General features: G+C 54.2%; 21 protein-coding genes. 17 read left to right on the top strand and 4 right to left on the bottom strand.

Annotated features, from left to right (window positions below; genetic code table 11):
• Positions 1–294: 294 nt before the first annotated feature.
• Positions 295–645, bottom strand: coding sequence for a hypothetical protein (locus ACZ5SR_RS14760; RefSeq protein WP_463142757.1), 351 nt, complete (start codon positions 643–645; stop codon positions 295–297).
• 85 nt (positions 646–730) lie between these two features.
• Between ACZ5SR_RS14760 and ACZ5SR_RS14755 the strand changes: the two genes are divergently transcribed.
• The 3 genes from ACZ5SR_RS14755 to ACZ5SR_RS14745 all read left to right on the top strand — a co-directional run bounded on the left by ACZ5SR_RS14755 (position 731) and on the right by ACZ5SR_RS14745 (position 1,659).
• A complete protein-coding gene (locus ACZ5SR_RS14755; protein WP_463142756.1) occupies positions 731–913 on the top strand; it encodes a hypothetical protein in 183 nt (60 codons plus the stop codon).
• Positions 914–928: 15 nt separating this feature from the next.
• A complete protein-coding gene (locus ACZ5SR_RS14750; protein WP_463142755.1) occupies positions 929–1,102 on the top strand; it encodes a hypothetical protein in 174 nt (57 codons plus the stop codon).
• A 110-nt stretch (positions 1,103–1,212) separates the two neighbouring features.
• Positions 1,213–1,659: a DUF6641 family protein gene (locus ACZ5SR_RS14745; protein WP_463142754.1), complete on the top strand. Its 447-nt coding sequence runs from the start codon at positions 1,213–1,215 to the stop codon at positions 1,657–1,659.
• Here ACZ5SR_RS14745 and ACZ5SR_RS14740 read toward each other — a convergent pair.
• Positions 1,649–3,001, bottom strand: a complete 1,353-nt coding sequence (locus ACZ5SR_RS14740) for a hypothetical protein (protein ID WP_464449378.1) — start codon at positions 2,999–3,001, stop codon at positions 1,649–1,651. The two genes, ACZ5SR_RS14745 and ACZ5SR_RS14740, sit on opposite strands and share 11 nt — an antisense overlap.
• Before the next feature lie 197 nt (positions 3,002–3,198).
• On the opposite strand from ACZ5SR_RS14740, the gene ACZ5SR_RS14735 reads away from it, so the two are divergent.
• Positions 3,199–4,350 carry a porin gene (locus tag ACZ5SR_RS14735; protein WP_464451064.1) on the top strand — a complete coding sequence of 384 codons (1,152 nt, stop codon included), beginning with the start codon at positions 3,199–3,201 and terminating at the stop codon, positions 4,348–4,350.
• A gap of 191 nt (positions 4,351–4,541) precedes the next feature.
• The gene (locus ACZ5SR_RS14730; protein ID WP_108313431.1) at positions 4,542–4,781 is read left to right on the top strand and encodes a hypothetical protein; all 240 of its coding nucleotides are present in this window, start codon (positions 4,542–4,544) and stop codon (positions 4,779–4,781) included.
• A gap of 78 nt (positions 4,782–4,859) precedes the next feature.
• On the opposite strand, the gene ACZ5SR_RS14725 is transcribed toward ACZ5SR_RS14730, so the two are convergent.
• Positions 4,860–5,219, bottom strand: coding sequence for a hypothetical protein (locus ACZ5SR_RS14725; RefSeq protein WP_464449377.1), 360 nt, complete (start codon positions 5,217–5,219; stop codon positions 4,860–4,862).
• Positions 5,220–5,793: 574 nt separating this feature from the next.
• Between ACZ5SR_RS14725 and ACZ5SR_RS14720 the strand changes: the two genes are divergently transcribed.
• The 3 genes from ACZ5SR_RS14720 (at position 5,794) to ACZ5SR_RS14710 (ending at position 8,964) form a co-directional block, all read left to right on the top strand.
• Positions 5,794–7,368, top strand: coding sequence for a hypothetical protein (locus ACZ5SR_RS14720; RefSeq protein WP_464449376.1), 1,575 nt, complete (start codon positions 5,794–5,796; stop codon positions 7,366–7,368).
• 331 nt (positions 7,369–7,699) lie between these two features.
• A complete protein-coding gene (locus tag ACZ5SR_RS14715; RefSeq protein WP_464449375.1) occupies positions 7,700–8,299 on the top strand; it encodes a tyrosine-type recombinase/integrase in 600 nt (199 codons plus the stop codon).
• Positions 8,300–8,520: 221 nt separating this feature from the next.
• The gene (locus ACZ5SR_RS14710; protein WP_464449374.1) at positions 8,521–8,964 is read left to right on the top strand and encodes a DUF6641 family protein; all 444 of its coding nucleotides are present in this window, start codon (positions 8,521–8,523) and stop codon (positions 8,962–8,964) included.
• On the opposite strand, the gene ACZ5SR_RS14705 is transcribed toward ACZ5SR_RS14710, so the two are convergent.
• Complete coding sequence (locus ACZ5SR_RS14705; RefSeq protein ID WP_464449373.1) at positions 8,954–10,273, bottom strand: site-specific integrase; 1,320 nt, start codon at positions 10,271–10,273, stop codon at positions 8,954–8,956. The genes ACZ5SR_RS14710 and ACZ5SR_RS14705 overlap by 11 nt on opposite strands.
• A 284-nt stretch (positions 10,274–10,557) precedes the next feature.
• On the opposite strand from ACZ5SR_RS14705, the gene ACZ5SR_RS14700 reads away from it, so the two are divergent.
• The 9 genes from ACZ5SR_RS14700 (at position 10,558) to ACZ5SR_RS14660 (ending at position 21,094) form a co-directional block, all read left to right on the top strand.
• Positions 10,558–11,751: a porin gene (locus ACZ5SR_RS14700; RefSeq protein WP_464449371.1), complete on the top strand. Its 1,194-nt coding sequence runs from the start codon at positions 10,558–10,560 to the stop codon at positions 11,749–11,751.
• A 123-nt stretch (positions 11,752–11,874) separates the two neighbouring features.
• Positions 11,875–12,624: a DUF3047 domain-containing protein gene (locus ACZ5SR_RS14695; protein ID WP_464449370.1), complete on the top strand. Its 750-nt coding sequence runs from the start codon at positions 11,875–11,877 to the stop codon at positions 12,622–12,624.
• Positions 12,625–12,756: 132 nt separating this feature from the next.
• A complete protein-coding gene (locus ACZ5SR_RS14690; RefSeq protein ID WP_464449369.1) occupies positions 12,757–14,364 on the top strand; it encodes an ABC transporter substrate-binding protein in 1,608 nt (535 codons plus the stop codon).
• A complete protein-coding gene (locus ACZ5SR_RS14685) occupies positions 14,364–15,344 on the top strand; it encodes an ABC transporter permease (RefSeq protein WP_464449368.1) in 981 nt (326 codons plus the stop codon). The genes ACZ5SR_RS14690 and ACZ5SR_RS14685 overlap by 1 nt, the downstream gene beginning before the upstream one ends.
• Positions 15,345–15,346: 2 nt before the next feature.
• The gene (locus ACZ5SR_RS14680) at positions 15,347–16,588 is read left to right on the top strand and encodes a M20 aminoacylase family protein (protein ID WP_464449367.1); all 1,242 of its coding nucleotides are present in this window, start codon (positions 15,347–15,349) and stop codon (positions 16,586–16,588) included.
• Between the two features lie 71 nt (positions 16,589–16,659).
• Positions 16,660–18,213 (top strand): ABC transporter substrate-binding protein, encoded by a 1,554-nt coding sequence (locus tag ACZ5SR_RS14675; protein ID WP_464451063.1) that lies wholly within the window; start codon positions 16,660–16,662, stop codon positions 18,211–18,213.
• A gap of 3 nt (positions 18,214–18,216) precedes the next feature.
• Positions 18,217–19,125, top strand: a complete 909-nt coding sequence (locus ACZ5SR_RS14670) for an ABC transporter permease (RefSeq protein WP_464449366.1) — start codon at positions 18,217–18,219, stop codon at positions 19,123–19,125.
• The gene (locus ACZ5SR_RS14665) at positions 19,122–20,090 is read left to right on the top strand and encodes an ABC transporter ATP-binding protein (protein WP_464449365.1); all 969 of its coding nucleotides are present in this window, start codon (positions 19,122–19,124) and stop codon (positions 20,088–20,090) included. The genes ACZ5SR_RS14670 and ACZ5SR_RS14665 overlap by 4 nt, the downstream gene beginning before the upstream one ends.
• 8 nt (positions 20,091–20,098) lie before the next feature.
• Positions 20,099–21,094: an ABC transporter ATP-binding protein gene (locus tag ACZ5SR_RS14660; RefSeq protein WP_464451062.1), complete on the top strand. Its 996-nt coding sequence runs from the start codon at positions 20,099–20,101 to the stop codon at positions 21,092–21,094.
• Positions 21,095–21,140 lie beyond the last annotated feature (46 nt).

The raw sequence follows: 21,140 nt of genomic DNA, 5'->3' as shown, positions 1-21,140 counted from the left end.
GTTGTGTGAGATGTATTGGGTTTACGGAGAATGTTTGGAGCAAGCGACGGCTATAGCGTTTAGAGAAACGCATACAGGCGTCGCTTGTGCGGTGTAGGTTTTACGGTAAAAAGCCCTTCGCACACGCTGCACTAGAGTTTGTCGGGAGACGGATGAATTGGAACTCCCAGATCGGCAAGCGATCTACTCCGCGGCTTCCACTGTGTTTCACATGCCAATGCAGCGACATGTGCAGTGCGGGGTCATTAGCCGACGTATTACAACCCGCGCTTGTGCCATTTTTTGCCGAGTGACTTACTCGGGATCTGCCTTATTGATGCCTTGATGGGAGCCAGTGTTTTTATGTTTCGTCAACTTCGCGTACATGCGCTGGATCTTCTTGGTGATGTTGAGTGCCTTGAAGCATTGCCCCTGTGTAATCTTTAACCGTTTCTGACCGTTGTTTGCAGCACGTAGGAAGTTGTGCAGGATGTTAGCTTGATGCTGTTCAAGCAAAGACCCGTGGTCACGTAGCGCAATGGTTGCCAGCTTTTGTGCTTGAAATAGCTCTGCGGTACCTGCGTAAATCTGGTTCACGCCAATACCATTGCTCTTGAGCCATGCGTTGGTGCGTTCAGTGTCTTTGAGGTTCTTGAATTTATCCATACAAGTATTTATCTCGCGACAAATAAAACCGCAAATAAATGCACTGAACTTAGGCCGTTTCGATTGGCATTCGCTAAATACTTGCATGAGACTCAACGAATTCGGAACCCAAACCAAGTCACCAGACCAGCTGCGTATGGATAGCCTGAAAACGGCCAAAGAAAAAGCAGGCCATGCCCTGCAGGCTGAACGACAGCGACAGAAAGTGGCCAAAGCACAGAAGGCGCTAAACGCAGCCAAGCAGGCCACGCCGCCCAACGTCCAGTAACCAGACGTCCAAGCCATGCGTATTGTCGAAGTCATCAACTCCTTGCACACCTATACAGCAGCTGTGCGTATCACCGTCAACGGTAGTGCATTGATTGTGCGAACACAGGTGCAAGCTGATGGCATTACGCAAGCACGTGCATTGCTCCAGTATTTGTATGGGCAGAGCAGTGTGTTGAGTGTCTCGTAACACGACACTTCACCCATATCCCGCCAATCTGGCGGGTTTCTGGTCGTCCTTGATGCCCAGTTGATCACATATTTGCCTGTGCCCATTCCAAAACTTGAAAGGAAACTGCAATGAGCACAAGCATCCTCAACTCCCTCAAACTCACTGCTGCCCGTAAAAGCCGCTCCTTGCCAGATGTGGTCAAGCGCCGCAATAAGTTGCTGCAAAAGCTGACTGAGCAGCGTGATCTGGCTGCAGCACTGGAACAGGGGCGGCACTATGCCCCCAAGCGTTTGCGCAGCCTGCGCGACGCAGACACTGGCACACGTGTAGTCAAGGAAGTGGCCGTGCGTATCAAGCCGTGGTTTTGGACGGGAGAAAAGGGCGAGTGCTTGTTGGCAGTGCAATACGGCAGCAAGCAGATTGAGCTGCAAAAAGGCAAGACTGCTATCGACGTTGGTGCAGTTGAGAACCTGTGTGCCGTGCTGGACACAGTGATTGACGCTGTGCGCAATGGTGAACTTGATCCGCAGATTGAAAGTGCCAGTGCAAAGTTGCGTGACGGATTCAAGAAGTAACGGACGGGCTGTGCTGCCGAGTGCGCCGACTTTGCAGCATGCCAATGTTCTGCTCGCCAGTGACCGTGCTGGCGTAGTGTTGGTTGATCATGTCGATGCTGGTACGTGCATTGCGTGCCAGTGTCAGCAGGTCAATGCCTTGTCCGTATAGCAAGCGAAAGGTGATGCTTGAATGGCGTAGGCTGTACAAGCTGCGCTCTTGTCCGTGCGCACCCAGCTTTAGCCCAGTGCGTGCCAATACCCAGTTGAAATAAAACGCCAGCACCCAGTGCGCATAAGCACGGTCACGCAGGTGCGGCAGGAACAAGTAGTCATCAGGCGCTGCAAGGTTCTTTGCGCTGTAGTGCTGGGTCAGCTGCTGGTAAATGCGAACAGCAGGCTGTAGCGTGACGATGGGTTTTGCATGACTTTTTGTTTTGGGCAGGTTCAAGCGCAGGTAAGTATTGCCGTTGCGCACCACTTCCACGTGCCTGTGTTTGAGTGTCTTTAAGTCGCTGGGTCGTATGAAACTGTTGACCATGAAGCCAATGCACCATGCAACATCTGGCGGCATGGTGTACTCAGCTGAGCGCAAGCGATAGCTTTTGCGCAGTGTGCTGTCGCTGTCAGGGTGTCGTGTGTTTTGCAGCTTGCGAGCAGTGCGCATGATCTGCCAGTACTCTGTAGGTGTAAATGCTCCGCGCGAGTTGGTTTGCACGCGAACTTTGGGAAACTCTGGCAGCTTGTCCAGCGCATTCACTGCCACAGCCAATGTCAGTATTTTGCGCACAGCAACCAAGTACTGGCTGACGGTGATGGTGGAAAAGCTCTTGCTCAGGTATTGCGTGAATGACAGCAGTTGTGCGTGATCGACTGCACAAGGGGGCATCTTGCCCCAGCGCGGCAATATGTGTGCATCCAGTCTGTTGCGCAGAACTTTCAAGCTGCCTGCTGAAAACTCACCGCGCTCCACACGAGCTTGTTCGTTCGCCATCATTTGTGCTGCCATTGCAGCAAAGGTGTGCTGTGGCTTGACGGTGATGGTGTCGTTTAAAACGACACTGGATGTTGGTGTTGGTTCAATGCGCAAACTGGCAGACTGCGCTAGCAGTTGCTCGTAAAAGTCACGTGCAAAGCTTTGAGCCATGCGCAGGCTTTGCGTCTGTGTGCTGCGTCTGTGCGTGCGTCCTGCAATCCAGCAGCGCACTTGCCAAAACTTGCTGGCAGCTATTTTGAATACACTCAGTTTGCGGGGATAACCTGGCACTGGCGTGATGGTTGAGGGGATTGGCACTGTGCGCTCACGTGCTTGAGTGCGCAGCACTGGGTCGTTGGCTGCGGCTGCGGTAAAAACGGTCAACATCACTCAAGCGTACTGTTGTACATCGCAAATGCAACCGCGCACAAAAACGGTTGGTGCGTTTTACAGGCGCAGTCTTGCCGTGTTGTTGCCGTGCTGCACCGTGCATAGCCACACTGATAAAAAGACATGCAGCACACTGAAAAGTTGTACACCAGCAGGTTTGCAACAAGCGTCACTTGCAGGTTGGAAGAACCTTGGTGCGCTCTTTTAAACTTTTCGGAACTCTCTGTGCAAAGTCTTTCATTGTTGCTCTGGCTGTTTTGGCAGCTTCTGGCGCAGCGATGGCCCAATCTTCTGTGACCATCTACGGTACTTTGGATGTTGGTTACGGCAAACTCAAAGGCGGTAAGTTGGGTCTGCAAAACGGCGAAACTTACGGTTTGGTCAATGCACCTTTGACCGCAAAAGACGGTTTCAACTCCACATCCGTGATTGGTTTCCGTGGCGTTGAAGATCTGGGCGGCGGTCTGCAAGCCAAGTTCAACCTGCAAACCGGCGGTTTCGACTTGGGTGGTGGCTCAACACCATTGGCATTCAGCCGTGAGTCCAACGTGGCTTTGGCTGGTGGCTTCGGTGAAGTCCAGTTGGGTCGTTCTTCTTCCATCGCTGCCAAAGCCATGGGTGGTTTTGACTTGAACGGTACTTCCGGTTCTTCCGCTTTGGCCAACGCTGGCGTTTCCGCTGTGACTTGGTACGGTTCTTCGCGTCGCAGCGACCAACTGCAATACACATCCCCAACCATGGGTGGTGTGACTGCACGTTTGGGCGTGACTTTGAAGGGTGACGCTGCCGCCAACGGCAATCTTACTGCTGCACAAATTGCTGATAATAAAGATCGCGTGACTGCTGCTGTCAGCTTCGCTAACGGCCCATTGGCCATTGCTGCAGTTGTTGAAACCAAGAACAGCGCATCTGCCAACCGTGATGCTTTCGCCATTGGCGCATCCTATGACCTCGGCGTTGCCAAAATTGCTGCTGCATACAACCAGCGCGAGAACAAGGCTGCTGTAGCTACAGGTTACAACCAATTCGCTGCTATCCCCGGCTCTGGCTACGCAGCTGGTCAAGGTGGCAAAGGCTACTCCTTGGGCGTGGTTGCTCCTGTTGGCGCCTTGAACATTGGTGCTCAGTTCGCCAACAACACAGACAGCAAAGTCAAAGCAACAGAACTGTTTGCTAACTATGCATTGTCCAAGCGTACACGCGTGTATGTTGACTACGTGATGACATCTGGCACCAACGCAGTTGCTGCTCAGGCTCTGGCATTCACATCTTTGGCTGCTGGTGGCTCTGATGCCGTTCCTGCCAAGACCAATGCTCTCGGCTTTGGCGTTGTCCACTCCTTCTAATTCCCCGCTGGCGCAAGCCAGTTGATGATTTAAAAGTCAAAAAACCCACCGTGGCAACACGGTGGGTTTTTTCTTGCCTACACGCTGTGCGGCAAAGATGAAACAACTGCACTCAAGGGAAAACACTGGTGCAGTGTAGGTGATGTTGCTGATAAATTGATAAATGTGACAACAACACATTGGAGACACAAATGACAGCGACTAATGATCCGCAACAGCAACTTGAAGAGATGATTGCTGCTCAAAAATTACTTGAAGAACAAATCAAACAGCAACGTGAAGTTGCGCGGCAAGCAGCTTTGGAATCAATCAAGCGTTTATATGAGTCACATGCATTCGAATACAAAGATGTAAAAGACTTCATCAAATCAACTCCCGCTCGCAAGACAACGCCACGCAAAACAGCGACAAGAAAAAAGCGCAGCACATAAAGGCGTTGGAAAACTGCTCAAAGAAAAACAGCGTCACGCTTTGTGTACGCTGTTTTTTTATGTGTGCACGCAATGGTGTCAGTTGGTGCGTGGTGGTTGGTGTGCTTTGAAAAGATTTTGCTGTGCTTTTTGCAATTTGCTGCGTGCTTTGACTTGCTGGGCTTGTTGGTTGAGTTGTTTGGCACGGTCGCGCATGGATTTGACTTGAAGCTCTGCAGCGGACAACGGTGCGGTGGTTTCGTCAATCTCTTGTTCGCGTGCAAACGGTAGCAGGGACAGAACATTTACTGCTCCGTACTTTTCCGCGAGCAAGATTTTGGCATGCATGAAGTCGTCAGCGAGTGTGACGATTCGAGCAGTGATGGTCAATTGGTTTTGAACAACACGAACGGTGGCAATGAATGACAGTAGTGGTTGAGTAATTTCGCTGATCTTCATGCAATTATTTATCGCACTGGCACAAGTGCGGTGACTGCGCTAGCTGTGCGGTGTTGTGCTAGCGCAGTGCGTCGTGATGCGGTAGACATTGATTGAGAAAAAATGAATGAAACAAGTGCAGCAGAGGAATGTGAAACATCAATTGCATTGGCAAAGGTTGCATCGATGCGGCACACACGAAATGAGTTCACAATGTTGCACGAAAATTTGCACGGCAAAATGAATTGCAAAAAATCAATCTATTTGGTTTTACTGCGAAACTATTTGGTTCTAAATAAATATCAATGAGTGACAAAAAAGAGAAGATCAATTCATAGTGTGGTTGTTTAGAGATGTGTGTGTACGAGTTTGTGTGTTTGTATGTGTGTGATGTGCAAGCAAGTGATGTGATCGTTAATGATGTGTTGCGCTGCGCTTACACATCTGTGAGCTTCATTCGCTTCGCTCATTCGTCACAATTTTCTTCAACTGCATTTGATCTCAATTGATGGAAGTGGGATATGTATTATTTGAAGAATTACTATATGTGTAAGACATTTTTAATGTCGCACACAGTGCAGCATGGGAGCCGTGCATGACTGCGCAAACAATCAAGCTCGCAGCAAGTGACGCTGTTGCAGCAGCACTCAAACGTGCAATGCCCAAAACAAACAAAGCGCAATTGGCATTGGCAAAGTACATCAGTGTGCTTGAGCAGAATTTGGAGCAATCGCTGCTGCACATGGATGACAACATGTACAGGTTTTTCAAACACTTTTATGTGAGCACGCACGATTTGACGCTGCAAGTGGGGCAGTTTGTGATTGATGGCAAACGGCAGTACTTGCACAAGTGGCTGGAGTCAAACGGTTTGAATCTTGTTGCTGTGGTTTCAACAGGACAAAAAGGCGGGAATTATTCCACCGTGCAACTGACGCGGCATGTGACCATGACTGACGCAATGGACATCAATCAATTGCGCAAGAAGACGATAAATGAATTGGATGCATTGCTCAACGACAAGTCACTGACGGACACGGATTTCTTTTACAAAATGTTTCCAGACTTTGCCGAAATGAGCAAAGCAGAAGTTGATGAAAACTACGATCTGTGTCCAGTGGATGTGGCATCACTCAAACAGTTCATTGTGTTCTTGACCAAACGAGCAAACAAGATGAACGATGTGCAGCGGCAGATGTTGGTGCGACAAGCACAAGCGATTGTGAGAATTGCGCAGGCGGGCAGCAACACATTGCCCATGAAAAAGAATCCCAGTCACTTTGGGCGCATGTACTACACGGGCGCACTGAATGTGCAGTCAATTAGAACAGTGTTGCGTCATGCCATGCTGGGCGACTGCTATGAGTACGACATCCGTTCAAGTGTTGTGGCATGGAAGCTGGGTTTTGCTTGGATGATTTGCGAGAAAAATGGAATCGCACCGCATGAGTTCAATGCGTCATTTGCAACTTGCTTGAGTTATTTGACGGACAAAAAAGCATTCAGAGAAACAATCAGGCAGCAGACATTTGGCGGCGGTACGCATATCAGCGCGGACATGCAGCTGGATGTGGTCAAACAAGCACTGACTGCAATCAGCTTTGGCGCGAGAAAGACAACGCAAGGTTGGATTGATCGCAGCGGCAAAGCGTTTAATCCTGCAATCGTCAAAATCATTGCAGATGAGCACGCACGCAGCAACTTCTACGCTTGTGCGGAGGCAGCGGCGTACATGGACGAGAACAAGCGCATGGACGAGATCATCACTGAGTATGCAAAAGAAAACGATCCAGCACTGCTCGCAGACACCGAACTGCAAACAGCATCAGGACGAATAAGCAAAAGCAAATTGATGTCGTTCTTGTATCAACAGTCAGAGTCAATTGTGATGGACATTGTGCGCAGAGAAGTTGGTGCGGTTTACAAAACAGTTTTGGCGAACGTGCATGATGCCATTTACATCAATGAGCAGCTGCACAGTGCAGACAAGAAACGAATTGAACTGCTGATGCGCAGAGAAACGGGATTGCAGTTTTGGTATTTGGATGAAGAAAAAATTACGGGCTACAAAGGCATTTCTGACGAAGTGCGCAAGGCAGAGCTGGCACACAAGGCGTTTATTGCGCAGCAAGAACAGTTGGCAAAGAGCTACGTGCCCAAAAACTTCTGAGTGTTGCGTTTGACTCACACTGCTGCAACAAAATATTATTGCGATTCAACTTAGAAAGTTGCATTGCGCTTTGCGCTGCGCTGCTAGACTTGTTTAAACAAGCTGTGCTGCGTTATTTTTGAAAATGCATACGCAGTATGCTGAGTGAGCCGTTAAGCGCTTGTGCGCTGTTTTGCGCAATCGCAGACCAAGTGAAATTACACTAATATTTGGTTTTGCAAAAAGGCAATACATTCGTACAAGTTTCAGGTGTGATTGTTTTGGTTGTCCGCGTAGATGTTTGGTTGCACACTTGCATTGAATAAATATTTGATAGCAAGGAGTGGCAAATATGGCGCAAGCAAAGGTACTGACACAAGATGAAGTTGAACGAGTGATGCAATATCTCGGCAAGAAGCAGCACGCAATGAGAAACCAAGCAATGTTCTTGTTGACGCACGGATGTGGTGTGCGCATCAAAGAGTTGGTCAGCATGCGTATCTGTGATGTGCTGGAACGCAACGGCGATATCAAGCAAGAAGTCAATCTCAACAGAAACCAAACCAAGGGCGCTCGTGGGCGCACTGTGTATCTGGCTGACAAAATGCGTGATGTGATTCGCAACTATTTGCGCGAAAGATTTGGTGTGCAGGATTTATTGGCTGTGACCATGTCAAACACAAGTCGCGCACTGTTTGCAACGCAAAAGAGCGCTGACCGTGGGTTTTCTGCATCAACTGGCTGTCAAATGTTTCACTACTGGTACAAGGACTGTGACATTGTTCATGGCAGCAGTCACAGTGGTCGTCGTTCATTCATTACGAATTTGGCGAACAAAGGCGTGGCGATTCATGTGTTGAAAGAGTTGGCAGGACACAGATCGATTGTGGTCACCGAAAAGTACATTGCAAAGAATCCAACGGTGCTGCACGCAAGTGTCAACATACTGTAAAAATTCCATCTGCGTTTGTGCTGCAAATGTTGGTGCAGTTGTTGGTGCAGTTGTTGGTGCAAATGTTGGTGCAAATGTTGGTGCAAATGTTGGTGCAAATGTTGGTGTCATTTAAAGCGACACTTGAATGACCCGCAATACTGAACGGAATTCGGTTGCTCGACCGTGGTGGTTGGTCACAAAATAGTCTGTGCTTTACAAACATTCGAAAGGAAAAGCACATGACTGCCATTCTGAACACATTGAAGTTGACCGCAGCCCGCAAGACACGTGCACTGCCTGACGTTGTCAAACGCCGCAACAAGCTGCTGATTAAATTGGGCGAGCAGCGCATGCTGGCAGCTGCACAAGCGCAAGGGCAGCACTACACACCTACACGCTACCGCTCATTCGCAGATGCTGACACTGGTGCACGGGTTGTTAAACAAGTGCCTGTTCGCATCAAGCCGTGGTTTTGGACTGGAGAGAAGGGCGAGTGTTTGTTGGCTGTGCAATACGGAAGCAAGCAGATTGAGCTGCAAAAAGGCAAAACCGCAATTGACGTTGGCGCAGTTGAGAACATATGCGCAGTCTTGGACACGGTGATTGATGCTGTGCGCAATGGTGAACTGGACACGCAGATTGAAAGCGCTAGCGCGAAGCTGCGCGATGGGTTCAAGAAATAACTGTGTGTGATAACTGGCTGTGCTGACGAGTACGGCGACTTTGCAGCATGCCAATGTTCTGCTCGCCCGTTACGGTACTGGCGTAGTGTTGATTGATCATGTCCACACTGGTGCGTGCATTGCGTGCCAGCGTCAGCAAGTCAATGCCTTGTCCGTACAGCAAACGGAAGGTGATGCTGCTGTGTCGTAGGCTGTACAAGCTACGCTCTTGTCCGTGCGCACCCAGCTTTAATCCAGTGCGTGCCAGTACCCAGTTGAAATAAAAGCTCAGCACCCAGTGCGCATAGGCACGGTCACGCAGGTGCGGTAGAAACAGGTAGTCGTCTGGTGCTGCAAGGCTCCGTGCGCTGTAGTGTTGCGACAGCTGCTGGTAAATGCGAACAGCGGGTTGCAGCGTTACGATGGGACGTGCATGACTTTTTGTTTTGGGTAGGTTCAGGCGCAGGTAGGTATTGCCGTTACGCACCACTTCCACGTGCCTGTGTTTGAGTGTCTTTAAGTCGCTGGGTCTGATAAAGCTGTTGACCATGAATCCAATGCACCATGCAACATCTGGCGGCATGGTGTATTCAGCTGAGCGCAAGCGATAGCTTTTGCGCAATGTGCTGTCGCTGTCTGGGTGGCGTGTGTATTGCAGCTTGCGTGCAGTGCGCATGATCTGCCAGTACTCTGTGGGTGTGAATGCACCGCGACTGTTGGTTTGTACTTTGATCTTAGGAAACTCTGGCAGCTTGTCCAGTGCAACTACTGACACAGCCATGGTCAAAACTTTGCGCACTGCAACCAGATACTGGCTGACGGTGATGGTTGAGAATGTCTTGCTCAGGTACTGCGTGAATGCCAGCAGTTCAGAGTGATCTACTGCAGAAGGTGGCTGCTTGCCCCAGCGCGGCAGTATGTGTGCATCCAGTCTGTTGCGCAGGACTTGCAAACTGCCAGCACTAAACTCACCGCGCTCAACGCGAGCTTGTTCGTTTGTGATCATCTGTGCAGCAATGGCTGCAAAGGTGTGCTGTGGTTTGACTGTGGCTGCGCAGTGTTGAATCTCGTTGTGTGCTGCTGTTGCAGTAGTGCTCAAACTGGCAGACTGCGCTAGCAGTTGTTCATAAAATGTTCGCGCAAAACTCTGTGCCAAGCGCAGGCTTTGTGTTTGCGTGCTGCGTCTGTGTGTGCGTCCAGCAATCCAGCAGCGCACTTGCCAGAACTTGCTGGCAGCTATCTTAAACACGCTCAATTTGCTGGGATAACCTGGCACTGGTGTGATGGTTGCAGGAATTGGCACGGTGCGCTCGCGTTGGCTGCTGCGCATGTGCGTGTCGTTGGCTGCTGCTGCGGTAGAAACGGTATGCATGCTGCAAGCGTACTGTTGTACATCGTAAATGCAACCACGCACACGAACGCTGGCTGCGATTTATGGCTGCAGTCGTGCCGCATCTGCTCCGTCAGCTGCCGTTGTGTGCCGTGCAGAAAATCTGGCAAGCTGCAGCGTGATTTGTTGTACATCTGCTGCTGTACAACTTTGCTCACTTTGTTGTTGGTGCATTGTTGGCACCTTGCAGGCACCTTCAAGCAACTTGATGGAAAAATGGAACATTGTTTGCTCTGGCTGCTGTTGCTGCCACTGGCGCTGCTTTCGCACAATCCACCGTGACTTTGTTCGGTGGCGCTGACCTGAACGTTCGTTCCGTGACCACTGGCGCCAACAAGTTCAATGGCATGGCTCAAGACGGTATCTATTCCAGCCGTTTTGGCGTGAACGGTACTGAAGATCTGGGCGGCGGCTTGAAAGCCAACTTCCATTTCGAAGGCGGCATGAACCCTGACGTCGGTACTTCTGCCAAATTTGACTTCCAGCGTAAGTCCGTCATCGGCCTGTCCGGTGGTTTCGGTGAAGTCCGCTTGGGTCGTGACTACACCCCAATGTTTACGGTTGCTGGCATTGCTGATCCATTCGGCACCAACGGTGTGGGTTCTTCCTACAACCTGGCCAACGCTTTGACTGGCAACACTACTGCAACAGCTTCAACTTTTGCCACTGCTCAAGCTGCTTCCAAAGATGGTGCTGATGCTGCTTCCAAAGTTGCTGCTGGTACAACTTACGCTGATCCCAACGCCGTTCGTGCCAACAACAGCGTCACTTTCTACAGCCCTTCTTTCAATGGCTTTAACGCATCTTTGATGTACAGCTTCGGTGCCGAGAACACCAACACCGACAAGAAAGTTGGCAAAATGACCAGCGTGAAGTTGGCATACGCCAATGGCCCTGTTTCGATTGCATTCGCTAACCAAGTCACCAACGGTGGCGTGACTGGTGCCGCTGCTGTTGCTGATGGTTGCAAGACTTGGTCGGGTACAACTTGTTCAGTAGCTGCACCTGCTACTGCTGCAGTTCAGCCTACAGACGATCAAAAGTGGACCACCAACTTCTTGGCTGCCGCTTATGATCTGGGCGTTGCCAAGTTGAGCTTGGGTTACAAGACTGACAAGTTGACCATTGGCACAACGGCAGGTGAAGCCAAAGCCATGATCTACGGCGTTTCTGCCCCCATGGGTGCCGCGACTCTGAAGGCTTCTTACGTGACACGTAAAGATGGCGGTAACAAAATGGGTAACCAGTTTGCCATGGGCGCTGTTTATGACCTGAGCAAGCGCACTTCTGTGTACGGTACTTACTCTGTTCTGAAGAACGAAGCTGGTTACGGTATGTCTGTGGGCTCTGCAGCTGCCAGCGACTTCACTGGTCTGCGTTCCAAAGGCTTCGAAGCTGGCGTGAAGCACTCCTTCTAATTTGACGCTGGCGCAAGCCAGTTGAGAGTTAAAAGCTAAAAAACCCACCGTGGCAACACGGTGGGTTTTTTTAATTCAATGACGTAAGATTCACAGCCATTATGGGCATCAGTGAACACGAGCATGAACAATTGGTTTAGTGGGTTTCGATCGGTGTGGGTCTTGGCTTTTGCCTTGGGGCTGAGTGCTTGCACCTTGCCTCCACAAACTCCACCCCAAGCAGCCGCATTGATGAAGCCCGACGGCGGTTTGCATTTCAGACCTCAAGATAAAACGCAGTGGGAGGCGGTGGCTTTGCCTGGCAAATTGCGAACCGCTTTTAAGCTGGAGCAACACGACCAGCGTGCGGCCATGAGCGCACATGCGCAATCTTCGGCCAGCATGCTCCGCAAGCGCTTGAATGTGCCAGCTGAGCAATTGGGTCGTTTGCAGTTTCAATGGCAAATTGAGGGCTTGATGGCGCAAGCCGACATGGGCGAGCGCGACAGCGAAGACTCCCCCGTGCGCTTGATCTTGGCTTTTGAGGGAGATCGCAGCCAGTTTTCTGCCAAAAACACCATGCTGAGCGATTTGACGCAAGCCCTCACAGGCGAGCCCTTGCCCTATGCCACCCTGATGTATGTGTGGTGCAACCACCGCCCCGTGGGAGCGGTCATCGTCAACCCACGCACCGACCGGGTCCGCAAACTGGTGGTGGAGTCTGGGGCGGATCACGTGAAGCAGTGGCGACACTACCAACGGGATGTGCGAGCTGACTTTGAAAAAGCCTTTGGCGAAGCGCCCGGTGCTTTGGTGGGTATGGCCATCATGACCGACAGCGACAATACCCGCGGCAATGTCCGGGCATGGTACGGCGACATCCAGCTCAACTAAAGTCAGCAGCCGTGCGTGCACCAGTCCTGTGCGCGACAGGCCATTTGGGGGAATTCCCTCTCCCTGAGACGGGCCCAAATGTTGCATAGTATTTAACTCTGTACATCCCATTCCATGATAGAGGTGACTTTGATGAAAAATGTAACGAATTTATCTGTCCGCACCACCACCTTGGTGCTGTCTTTGGGTTTGGCGGGCCTGATGGGCGCAGCCACGGTGCAGGCCAAGCCTTTCAAATGGTCCAGCGCCAGCGACATCCCCACGCTCGACATCCACTCGCAAAACAACGCTTTGGGCAATGGCGTGCACGCCGCCATTTTTGACTCGCTGGTTTACTACAACAGCAAAACTTTCAAGGTTGAGCCCAAGTTGGCCACCTCTTGGAAAGAAATGTCTCCCACGCAGTACCGCTTCAATTTGCGAAAAGGCGTCAAGTTCAGCGACGGCTCGGCCTTGACGGCCGACGATGTGGTGTTCTCTCTGGAGCGCGCCCGTGCCAAGACATCCAACTTCAACGTCTACGCCCAAGGCATCAGCCGCGTGGCCAAGGTCGATGCCAACACGGTGGACATCATTTTGAGCGGCCCCAACCCAGTGCTGCTCAACCAGCTGACCGAGCTGCGCATCATGAGCAAAGCCTGGGCAGAAAAGAACAAGTCGGTCGAGCCCAAAGACGCCAAAACCAAAGACGAAAACTTTGCCCACCGCAACGCCATGGGCAGTGGCCCTTACATGGTCAAAGAGTGGCAACCTGACCAAAAGCTGGTGCTGGTGAAGAACCCCAATTGGTGGGGCTGGTCCGAAGCACCCACCAACGTCACCGAGATCATTTACACCCCCATCAAGAACGAAGCCACACGTGCTGCGGCGTTGCTGTCGGGCGAGATTGACTTTGTGCTCGACCCCAGCCCGCAAGATCTGGGACGTATGCGCAACAACGCCAACCTGAAGGTGATCGACGGCATTGAAAACCGCACCATCTTTTTGGGCATGGACCAGCACCGTGACGAGCTGCCTGGCTCCAGCGTCAAGGGCAAGAACCCGCTCAAGGACGTGAAAGTGCGCAAGGCGCTGTACCAGGCCATTGACATCGAAACCATCCACCGCGTAACCATGCGCGGCCTGTCGCAAAATACAGGAGCCTTGGTGGCCCCTCAGGTCAATGGCTGGACCAAAGCTGTAGACACCCGCTTCCCTTATTCGCAAGATGCTTCCAAAAAGCTGCTGGCCGAAGCCGGCTACGCCAATGGCTTTGAGGTGGACTTTGCCTGCCCCAACAACCGTTACATCAATGACGAAGAGATTTGCCAAGCCATCACGGCGATGTGGGCCAAGGTCGGTGTGAAGGCCAAACTGCGCACCATGCCATTGGTGACGTACTTTCCCATGATCCAGCGATACGAAGCCAGCATCTACATGCTGGGCTGGGGCGTGCCGACTTTTGACGCGCTGTACAGCCTTCAGTCGCTCACCCGCAGCGTGGGCACAGGCGGTGATGGCAACTACAACGTGGGCCGCTACAGCAACACGCGCATGGACTACATCGTGGACCGCGTGAAGACAGAGACCGACTTGCCCGTGCGCAACCGCTTCCTGACCGAAGGTCTGCAGTTGCAAAACGACACCGTGGCGCACATCCCGCTGCACAACCAAGTGATCCCTTGGGCGATGAAGAAAAACGTCGAGGTCGTCCATCGCCCTGACAACCGCCTCGACTGGTCGCTGATCAAGGTCAACTGATGCTCGCTTTCATCTTGCAGCGGCTGATCCAGGCCGTGGTCGTGATGGTCACGGTCGCCTTCATCGCTTTTTTGCTGTTTCAGTATGTGGGCGATCCGGTGGTGTTCTTGCTGGGGCAAGACGCCACCAAAGAGCAGATCGACATGTTGCGGGCCGATTTGGGGCTGGACCAACCGTTCTTTGTGCAGTTCGGCCACTTTTTGTACAACGCGGTGCATGGCGAGTTTGGTCTGAGTCTGCGCCAAGGCGCCAAGGTTTCGCGCTTGATCGCCGAGCGCCTGCCTGCCACGCTGGAGCTGGCACTGGTGGCGGCCACCATGGCGCTGGTCATAGGCATCCCGATGGGGGTTTACGCGGCCTTGCGCCGAGGCACCTGGGCCAGTCAGCTGATCATGACGGTGTCGCTGCTGGGCGTGTCCTTGCCGACCTTCCTGATCGGCATTTTGTTGATCTTGGTGTTCGCCGTGATGCTCGGCTGGTTCCCCAGTTTTGGCCGAGGTGAGGTGGTGCAGATGGGTTGGTGGTCCAGTGGCCTGATGACGGCCAAGGGCTGGCACCACATCGTGCTGCCTGCCGTGACGCTGGCGATTTTTCAGCTCACGCTCATCATGCGTTTGGTGCGTGCCGAGATGCTGGAGGTGCTGCGCACCGACTACATCAAATTCGCCCGCGCCCGAGGCCTGTCCAACCGTGCCATCCACTTTGGGCACGCACTCAAAAACACCCTGGTGCCGGTGCTCACCATCACCGGTCTGCAGTTGGGCGGTTTGATTGCCTTCGCCATCATCACCGAGACCGTGTTCCAGTGGCCCGGCATGGGCTTGTTGTTCATCCAGGCGGTGACGTTTGCCGACATCCCGGTCATGGCGGCTTATTTGTGCCTGATTGCGCTGATCTTTGTGGTCATCAACCTGATCGTGGACTTGCTCTACTTTGTGGTGGACCCGCGTCTGCGCGTGGGCAAGCCCGGAGGACATTGACCGTGGGCGCTTCACTGCAATCGGTGTTGGGGCGGGGAGCTGCGTTTGCTCGCATCGCCCAGTTCCACCCCGAGCTCACGGCCTTCAGGCGCGACCTGCATGCCCACCCTGAGCTGGGCTTTGAAGAGGTCTACACCGCACGCCGCGTGGCCGAAATGCTGCAGCTGTGTGGTGTGGACAGCATCCACACCGGCATCGGCAAAACGGGTGTCGTGGCTTTGGTGCACGGCCAAGGGCGCTCTGCTGCCAACCCTGGCCGCATGATCGGTCTGCGGGCCGATATGGATGCCTTGCCTCTGACCGAATACAACGAATGCACTTGGAAGTCCGGTACTCCCGGGCTGATGCACGGCTGCGGCCACGATGGTCACACCGCCATGCTGATGGGCGCGGCCCGCTATCTGGCCGAAACCCGGCGATTTGATGGCACGGCGGTGCTGATTTTTCAGCCGGGCGAAGAGGGCTATGCGGGCGCAAGGGCCATGATGCAGGATGGCTTGTTTGATCGCTTCCCTTGCGAGCAGGTTTATGCCCAACACAACTCGCCCGAAACGCCTTTGGGTGTGATCGGCATCACCCCCGGGCCCATGCAGGCGGCGGTGGACCGCATCGAGATTTTGATTCGCGGCAAAGGCGGCCACGGTGCACGCCCCCACCAAGCCATCGATCCGGTGCTGGTGGCGGGCCACATCATCACGGCCGCGCAAAGCGTGGTGTCACGCAATTTGTCGACGTTTGACCAAGCGGTGGTCAGCATCTGCTCGATGCAAGGCGGCAACCCTGGCGCGATGAGCGTGATTCCCGGTGAAGTGACTTTGGTGGGCACGGTGCGCACTTACAGCGAAAGCGTGCAAGACCAGATCGAAGAACGTTTGCGTTCTTTGTGTACCGGCATTGCCCAAGGCTTTGGCGCATCGGCCGAATTGCACTACGAGCGCACTTACCCGGCCACCGTCAACACCGTGCGCGAGGCGCACTTTGCCTGCGATGTTGCGGCCACCTTGGTGGGCGAAGACAAGGTCTGGCGCAACATGCTGCCCAGCATGGGCGGCGAAGACTTTTCTTTCATGCTGCAGGCCGTGCCTGGCGCTTACATCCGCATTGGCCAAGGGCTGCCCCATGGCCCGGGGCCGCACCCGCTGCACAACAGCCGTTACGATTTCAATGACGACATCTTGCCTTTGGGCGCTGCACTGCATGCCAGTTTGGTGGAACAGGCTTTGCCTGTTGGCTCACCCGTTTGACCTTTAACAACACCTTTCCCTTTCAACCTCAGGAGTCTTTTATGCGCACTTCCAAACTCTCCCGTTCCTTGATGGCTGCGGCCTTGGTGTCGGCCATGTCGCTGGGCGTGGCCCATGCCGCCACCGTGCGCATTGCCAACCAGGGCGACGCCTTGTCGATGGACCCCCACTCGCTCAACGAATCGCTGCAACTGAGCGTGACGAACAACGTCTACGAGTCGCTGGTGGGCGTGAGCAAAGACTTGAAGTTTGAACCCGGACTGGCTTCTTCGTGGAAGCAAACATCGCCCACAGTGTGGCGCTTTGAGTTGCGCAAGAACGTGCGCTTCCATGACGACACGCCCTTCACGGCCGATGACGTGGTGTTCTCGATCAACCGTGCTGCAGGCGAAGGCTCGGACATGCGCAGCAACACCAACGACATCAAAGAAGTGCGCAAGATCAACAGCCACACCATCGAGATCGAAACCAAAGCGCCTTTTCCCATCTTGCCCAACGTGCTGTCCACCGTGTACATCATGAGCAAGAAGTGGTGCGAAGACAACCAAGCCACACGTCCGGTGGACCGCCGCAAAGGCATTGAAAACGCTGCATCTTTCCGCGCCAACGGCACAGGCCCTTACCGCCTGCGCGAGCGCCAGCCCAATGTGCGCACCACCTTTGTACGCAACGGCAACTACTGGGGCAAGATCGAAGGCAACGTCGATGAAGTCATCTTCTCCGTGATCTCCAACGACCCGACCCGCGTCGCAGCTTTGCTGTCCGGCGAGATCGACATCATGGAACCCGTGCCTGTGCAAGACGTGCCCCGCATCAACGCCGGTGCCAACACCCGCGCCTTGGTGGCCCCCGAGTTGCGCACCATCTTTTTGGGCATGGACCAAAAGCGTGACGAGCTGCTGTACTCCAGCGTGAAGGGCAAGAACCCCTTCAAGGACAAGCGCGTGCGTCAGGCCTTCTACCAGGCCATCGACATCGAGGGCATCAAGCGCACCGTGATGCGTGGCGCCTCCAACCCCAGCGCTTTGATGGTCGGCCCGGGCATCAACGGCTACAACCCAGAACTGAACAAGCGCTTGCCTTTTGACCCCGAAGCGTCCAAAAAGCTGCTCGCCGAAGCGGGTTACCCCACTGGTTTCACGGTGGACATGAACTGCCCCAATGACCGTTATGTGAACGATGGCCAGATCTGCGAAGCCGTGGCCGCCAACTTGGCACGGGTGAACATCAAGATCAACCTCAAGGCCGAAACCAAGGGCACTTATTTCCCGAAAATCTTGCGCCGTGACACCAGCTTCTATTTGCTGGGCTGGACACCCAGCACCTATGACGCTCACAACGCGCTCAATGCCTTGATGCGCTGCGTGGACGACAAGGGCACAGGCCAGTTCAACTTGGGCGCTTATTGCAACCCCAAGGTGGACGAACTGACCGTGAAAATTCAGAGCGAAACCGACCAGACCAAGCGCAACGCGATGATCAAAGAGGTCTTTGAGCTGCACAACGCCGACATCGGCCACTTGCCACTGCACCAGCAGGCGCTGGCCTGGGGCACCAGCAAAAAGGTCACCTTGGTGCAGCGCGGTGACAACTACATGCCGTTCAAATCCATCAGCATCAAGTAATCCATGAATGCACTGAAACGTTGGCTGAACAGCGACGTCGGTTACAGCTTCCGCCAATCGCCTACGGCGATGGTGGCGGCTGGCATCGCTTTCGTTTGTCTTTTTTGTTCGGTCTTTGCCGGCTGGGTTGCGCCCACCAATCCGTTTGATCTGGCCACGCTGGAGCTGAGCGATGCCCGCTTGCCTCCCGCCTGGATGGACGGCGGCACCAGCAAGTTCCTGCTTGGAACCGACGATCAGGGGCGCGACATTTTGTCGGCCTTGATCTACGGCTCGCGCATCTCTTTGGTGGTGGGCTTGGCCTCGGTGGTCTTGTCGGTGGTCGTTGGGGTAGGCCTGGGCTTGCTGGCGGGCTTTAAGGGCGGATGGATTGACGCCTTGCTCATGCGTTTGTGCGATGTGATGCTTTCCTTCCCCGCCATTTTGGTGGCTTTGCTGATTGCGGGTGTGGGGCGAGCCCTGTTCCCCAACGCGCACGAGTCGCTGGCTTTTGGTGTGTTGATTTTGTCCATCTCGCTCACCGGTTGGGTGCAATACGCCCGCACTGTGCGCGGCACCACTTTGGTGGAGCGCAACAAGGAATACGTTCAGGCCGCACGTGTGACGGGCGTAGCCCCCTTGCGCATCATGGCCAAGCATGTGCTGCCCAACGTGATGGGTCCGGTCATGGTGCTCGCCACCATCCAGGTGGCGACAGCGATCATCACTGAGGCGACGCTGTCGTTTCTGGGCGTGGGTGCACCGCCCACTTCGCCATCGCTGGGCACGCTCATTCGTGTGGGCAACGATTATTTGTTCTCAGGCGAGTGGTGGATCACGATTTTCCCGGGCCTGATGCTGGTGCTGATCGCCTTGTCGGTCAACTTGCTGGGTGACTGGTTGCGCGACGCGCTGAATCCGAGATTGCGATGAGTCTTTTACAAGTCAAAAACCTGGTGGTGGAATTCCCCAGCCGCCACGGCACGCTGCGTGCGCTGGACGATATTTCTTTCGATATTGCCCCCGGTGAAATTCTGGGCGTGGTGGGGGAGTCGGGTGCGGGCAAGTCGCTCACGGGCGCGGCCATCATTGGTTTGCTGGAGCCCCCAGGCCAAGTGGCCGGGGGGCAAATTTTGCTCGAAGGCCAGCGCATTGACCACCTGAACAACGACGAGATGCGCCACATCCGGGGTCGAAAAATCGGCGCGATTTTTCAGGACCCGCTGACTTCACTCAACCCGCTGTATTCCATCGGCAGACAGTTGACAGAAACTATCCTGGCGCATCTGCCGGTGACGCCCCAAGAGGCGCGACAGCGCGCCATCCAGCTGCTCAAGGACACCGGTATTTCTGCCGCCGAAGAGCGCATCGACCATTACCCGCATCAATTTTCGGGTGGTATGCGTCAGCGCGTGGTGATTGCGTTGGCCCTGGCGGCCGAGCCTCAATTGATTGTGGCCGACGAACCCACCACCGCGCTCGATGTGTCCATTCAGGCCCAGATCATCAGCTTGCTCAAAAAGGTCTGCAAAGACCGAGGCGCCGCCGTGATGCTGATCACACACGACATGGGGGTGATCGCCGAGACCTGTGACCGCGTCGCCGTGCTGTATGCCGGGCGCGTGGCCGAAATTGGCCCGGTGCACCAGGTCATCAACCACCCCGCACACCCTTACACCGCTGGCCTCATGGCCTCGATCCCTGACATGGACAGTGACCGCGAACGCCTGAACCAGATTGACGGCGCCATGCCCCGGCTGAACGCCATCCCGCAAGGCTGCGCCTTCAATCCGCGCTGTCCGAAAGCCTTTGACCGCTGCAGGCAATACCGACCTGATCTGGTCCAAGCCGGTGAAACGCAGGCCGCGTGCTGGCTGCACAACGGGAGCGCGGCATGAGCGACAACATGAACAACGCCAAACCGCAGCCCTTGGTCGTTGCGCACGACCTGGCCAAAACCTTTGACGTCTCGGCCCCCTGGCTCAACCGCGTGATCGAACGCAAGCCGCGCCAACTGCTCAACGCCGTCGATGGCGTTAGTTTTGAGATCGAGCGCGGCAAAACACTCGCCTTGGTGGGTGAGTCCGGTTGCGGAAAAAGCACCGTGGCCCGTTTGCTGGTGGGCCTGTACGAGCCAACACGCGGCGGCTTGACCTTTGACGGACAAGACGCGCACGCCGCCTTCAAATCGAACGATGCCAAGGCCATGCGCCAGCGTATCCAGATGATTTTCCAAGACCCCTATGCCAGCCTGAACCCACGCTGGACGGTGGACAACATCATTGGCGAGCCTCTCAAAGAGCATGGCTTGATCAGCGACGCGGAAGAACTCAAAGCCCGCGTGGCCGAGTTGCTCAAGTCGGTGGGCTTGTCGCCACTCGACATGGTCAAGTACCCACACCAGTTCTCAGGCGGACAACGCCAGCGCATATCGATCGCACGCGCCTTGGCTACCGCGCCTGAGTTTTTGGTGTGTGACGAGCCGACCTCGGCGCTGGATGTGAGCGTACAGGCGCAGGTGCTCAACATCATGAAAGACCTGCAGCGCGAGCGCGGCCTCACTTACCTGTTCATCAGCCACAACCTGGCCGTGGTGCGCCACGTGAGCGACCAAGTTGGCGTGATGTATTTGGGCCGTCTGGTGGAGTTGGCCGACAAACACACCCTGTTTGGCAACCCGCAGCACCCTTACACCAAGATGCTGCTGGACGCGATTCCGAAGATGCACGACACGGGCCGCGCCCGCACCCCTGTGCAAGGCGAAGTTCCCAACCCGCTCAACCCACCGAGCGGCTGCACCTTCCACCCCCGCTGCCCGCAGGCTACTGACATCTGCCGTGCAGAGCGTCCACCACTGCGCGACTTCAAAGGCATCAGGATCGCTTGTCACGCGGTGGTGTGATTTTGATCGGGCGTACGCCCCGTCAGTAAAAAAGGCCTGTCCAATG

The sequence above is a fragment of the Limnohabitans sp. TEGF002 genome (assembly GCF_055395845.1).
The sequence above is the reverse complement of the archived record's forward strand: the minus strand, read 5'-3'. Positions and strand labels throughout refer to the sequence as shown.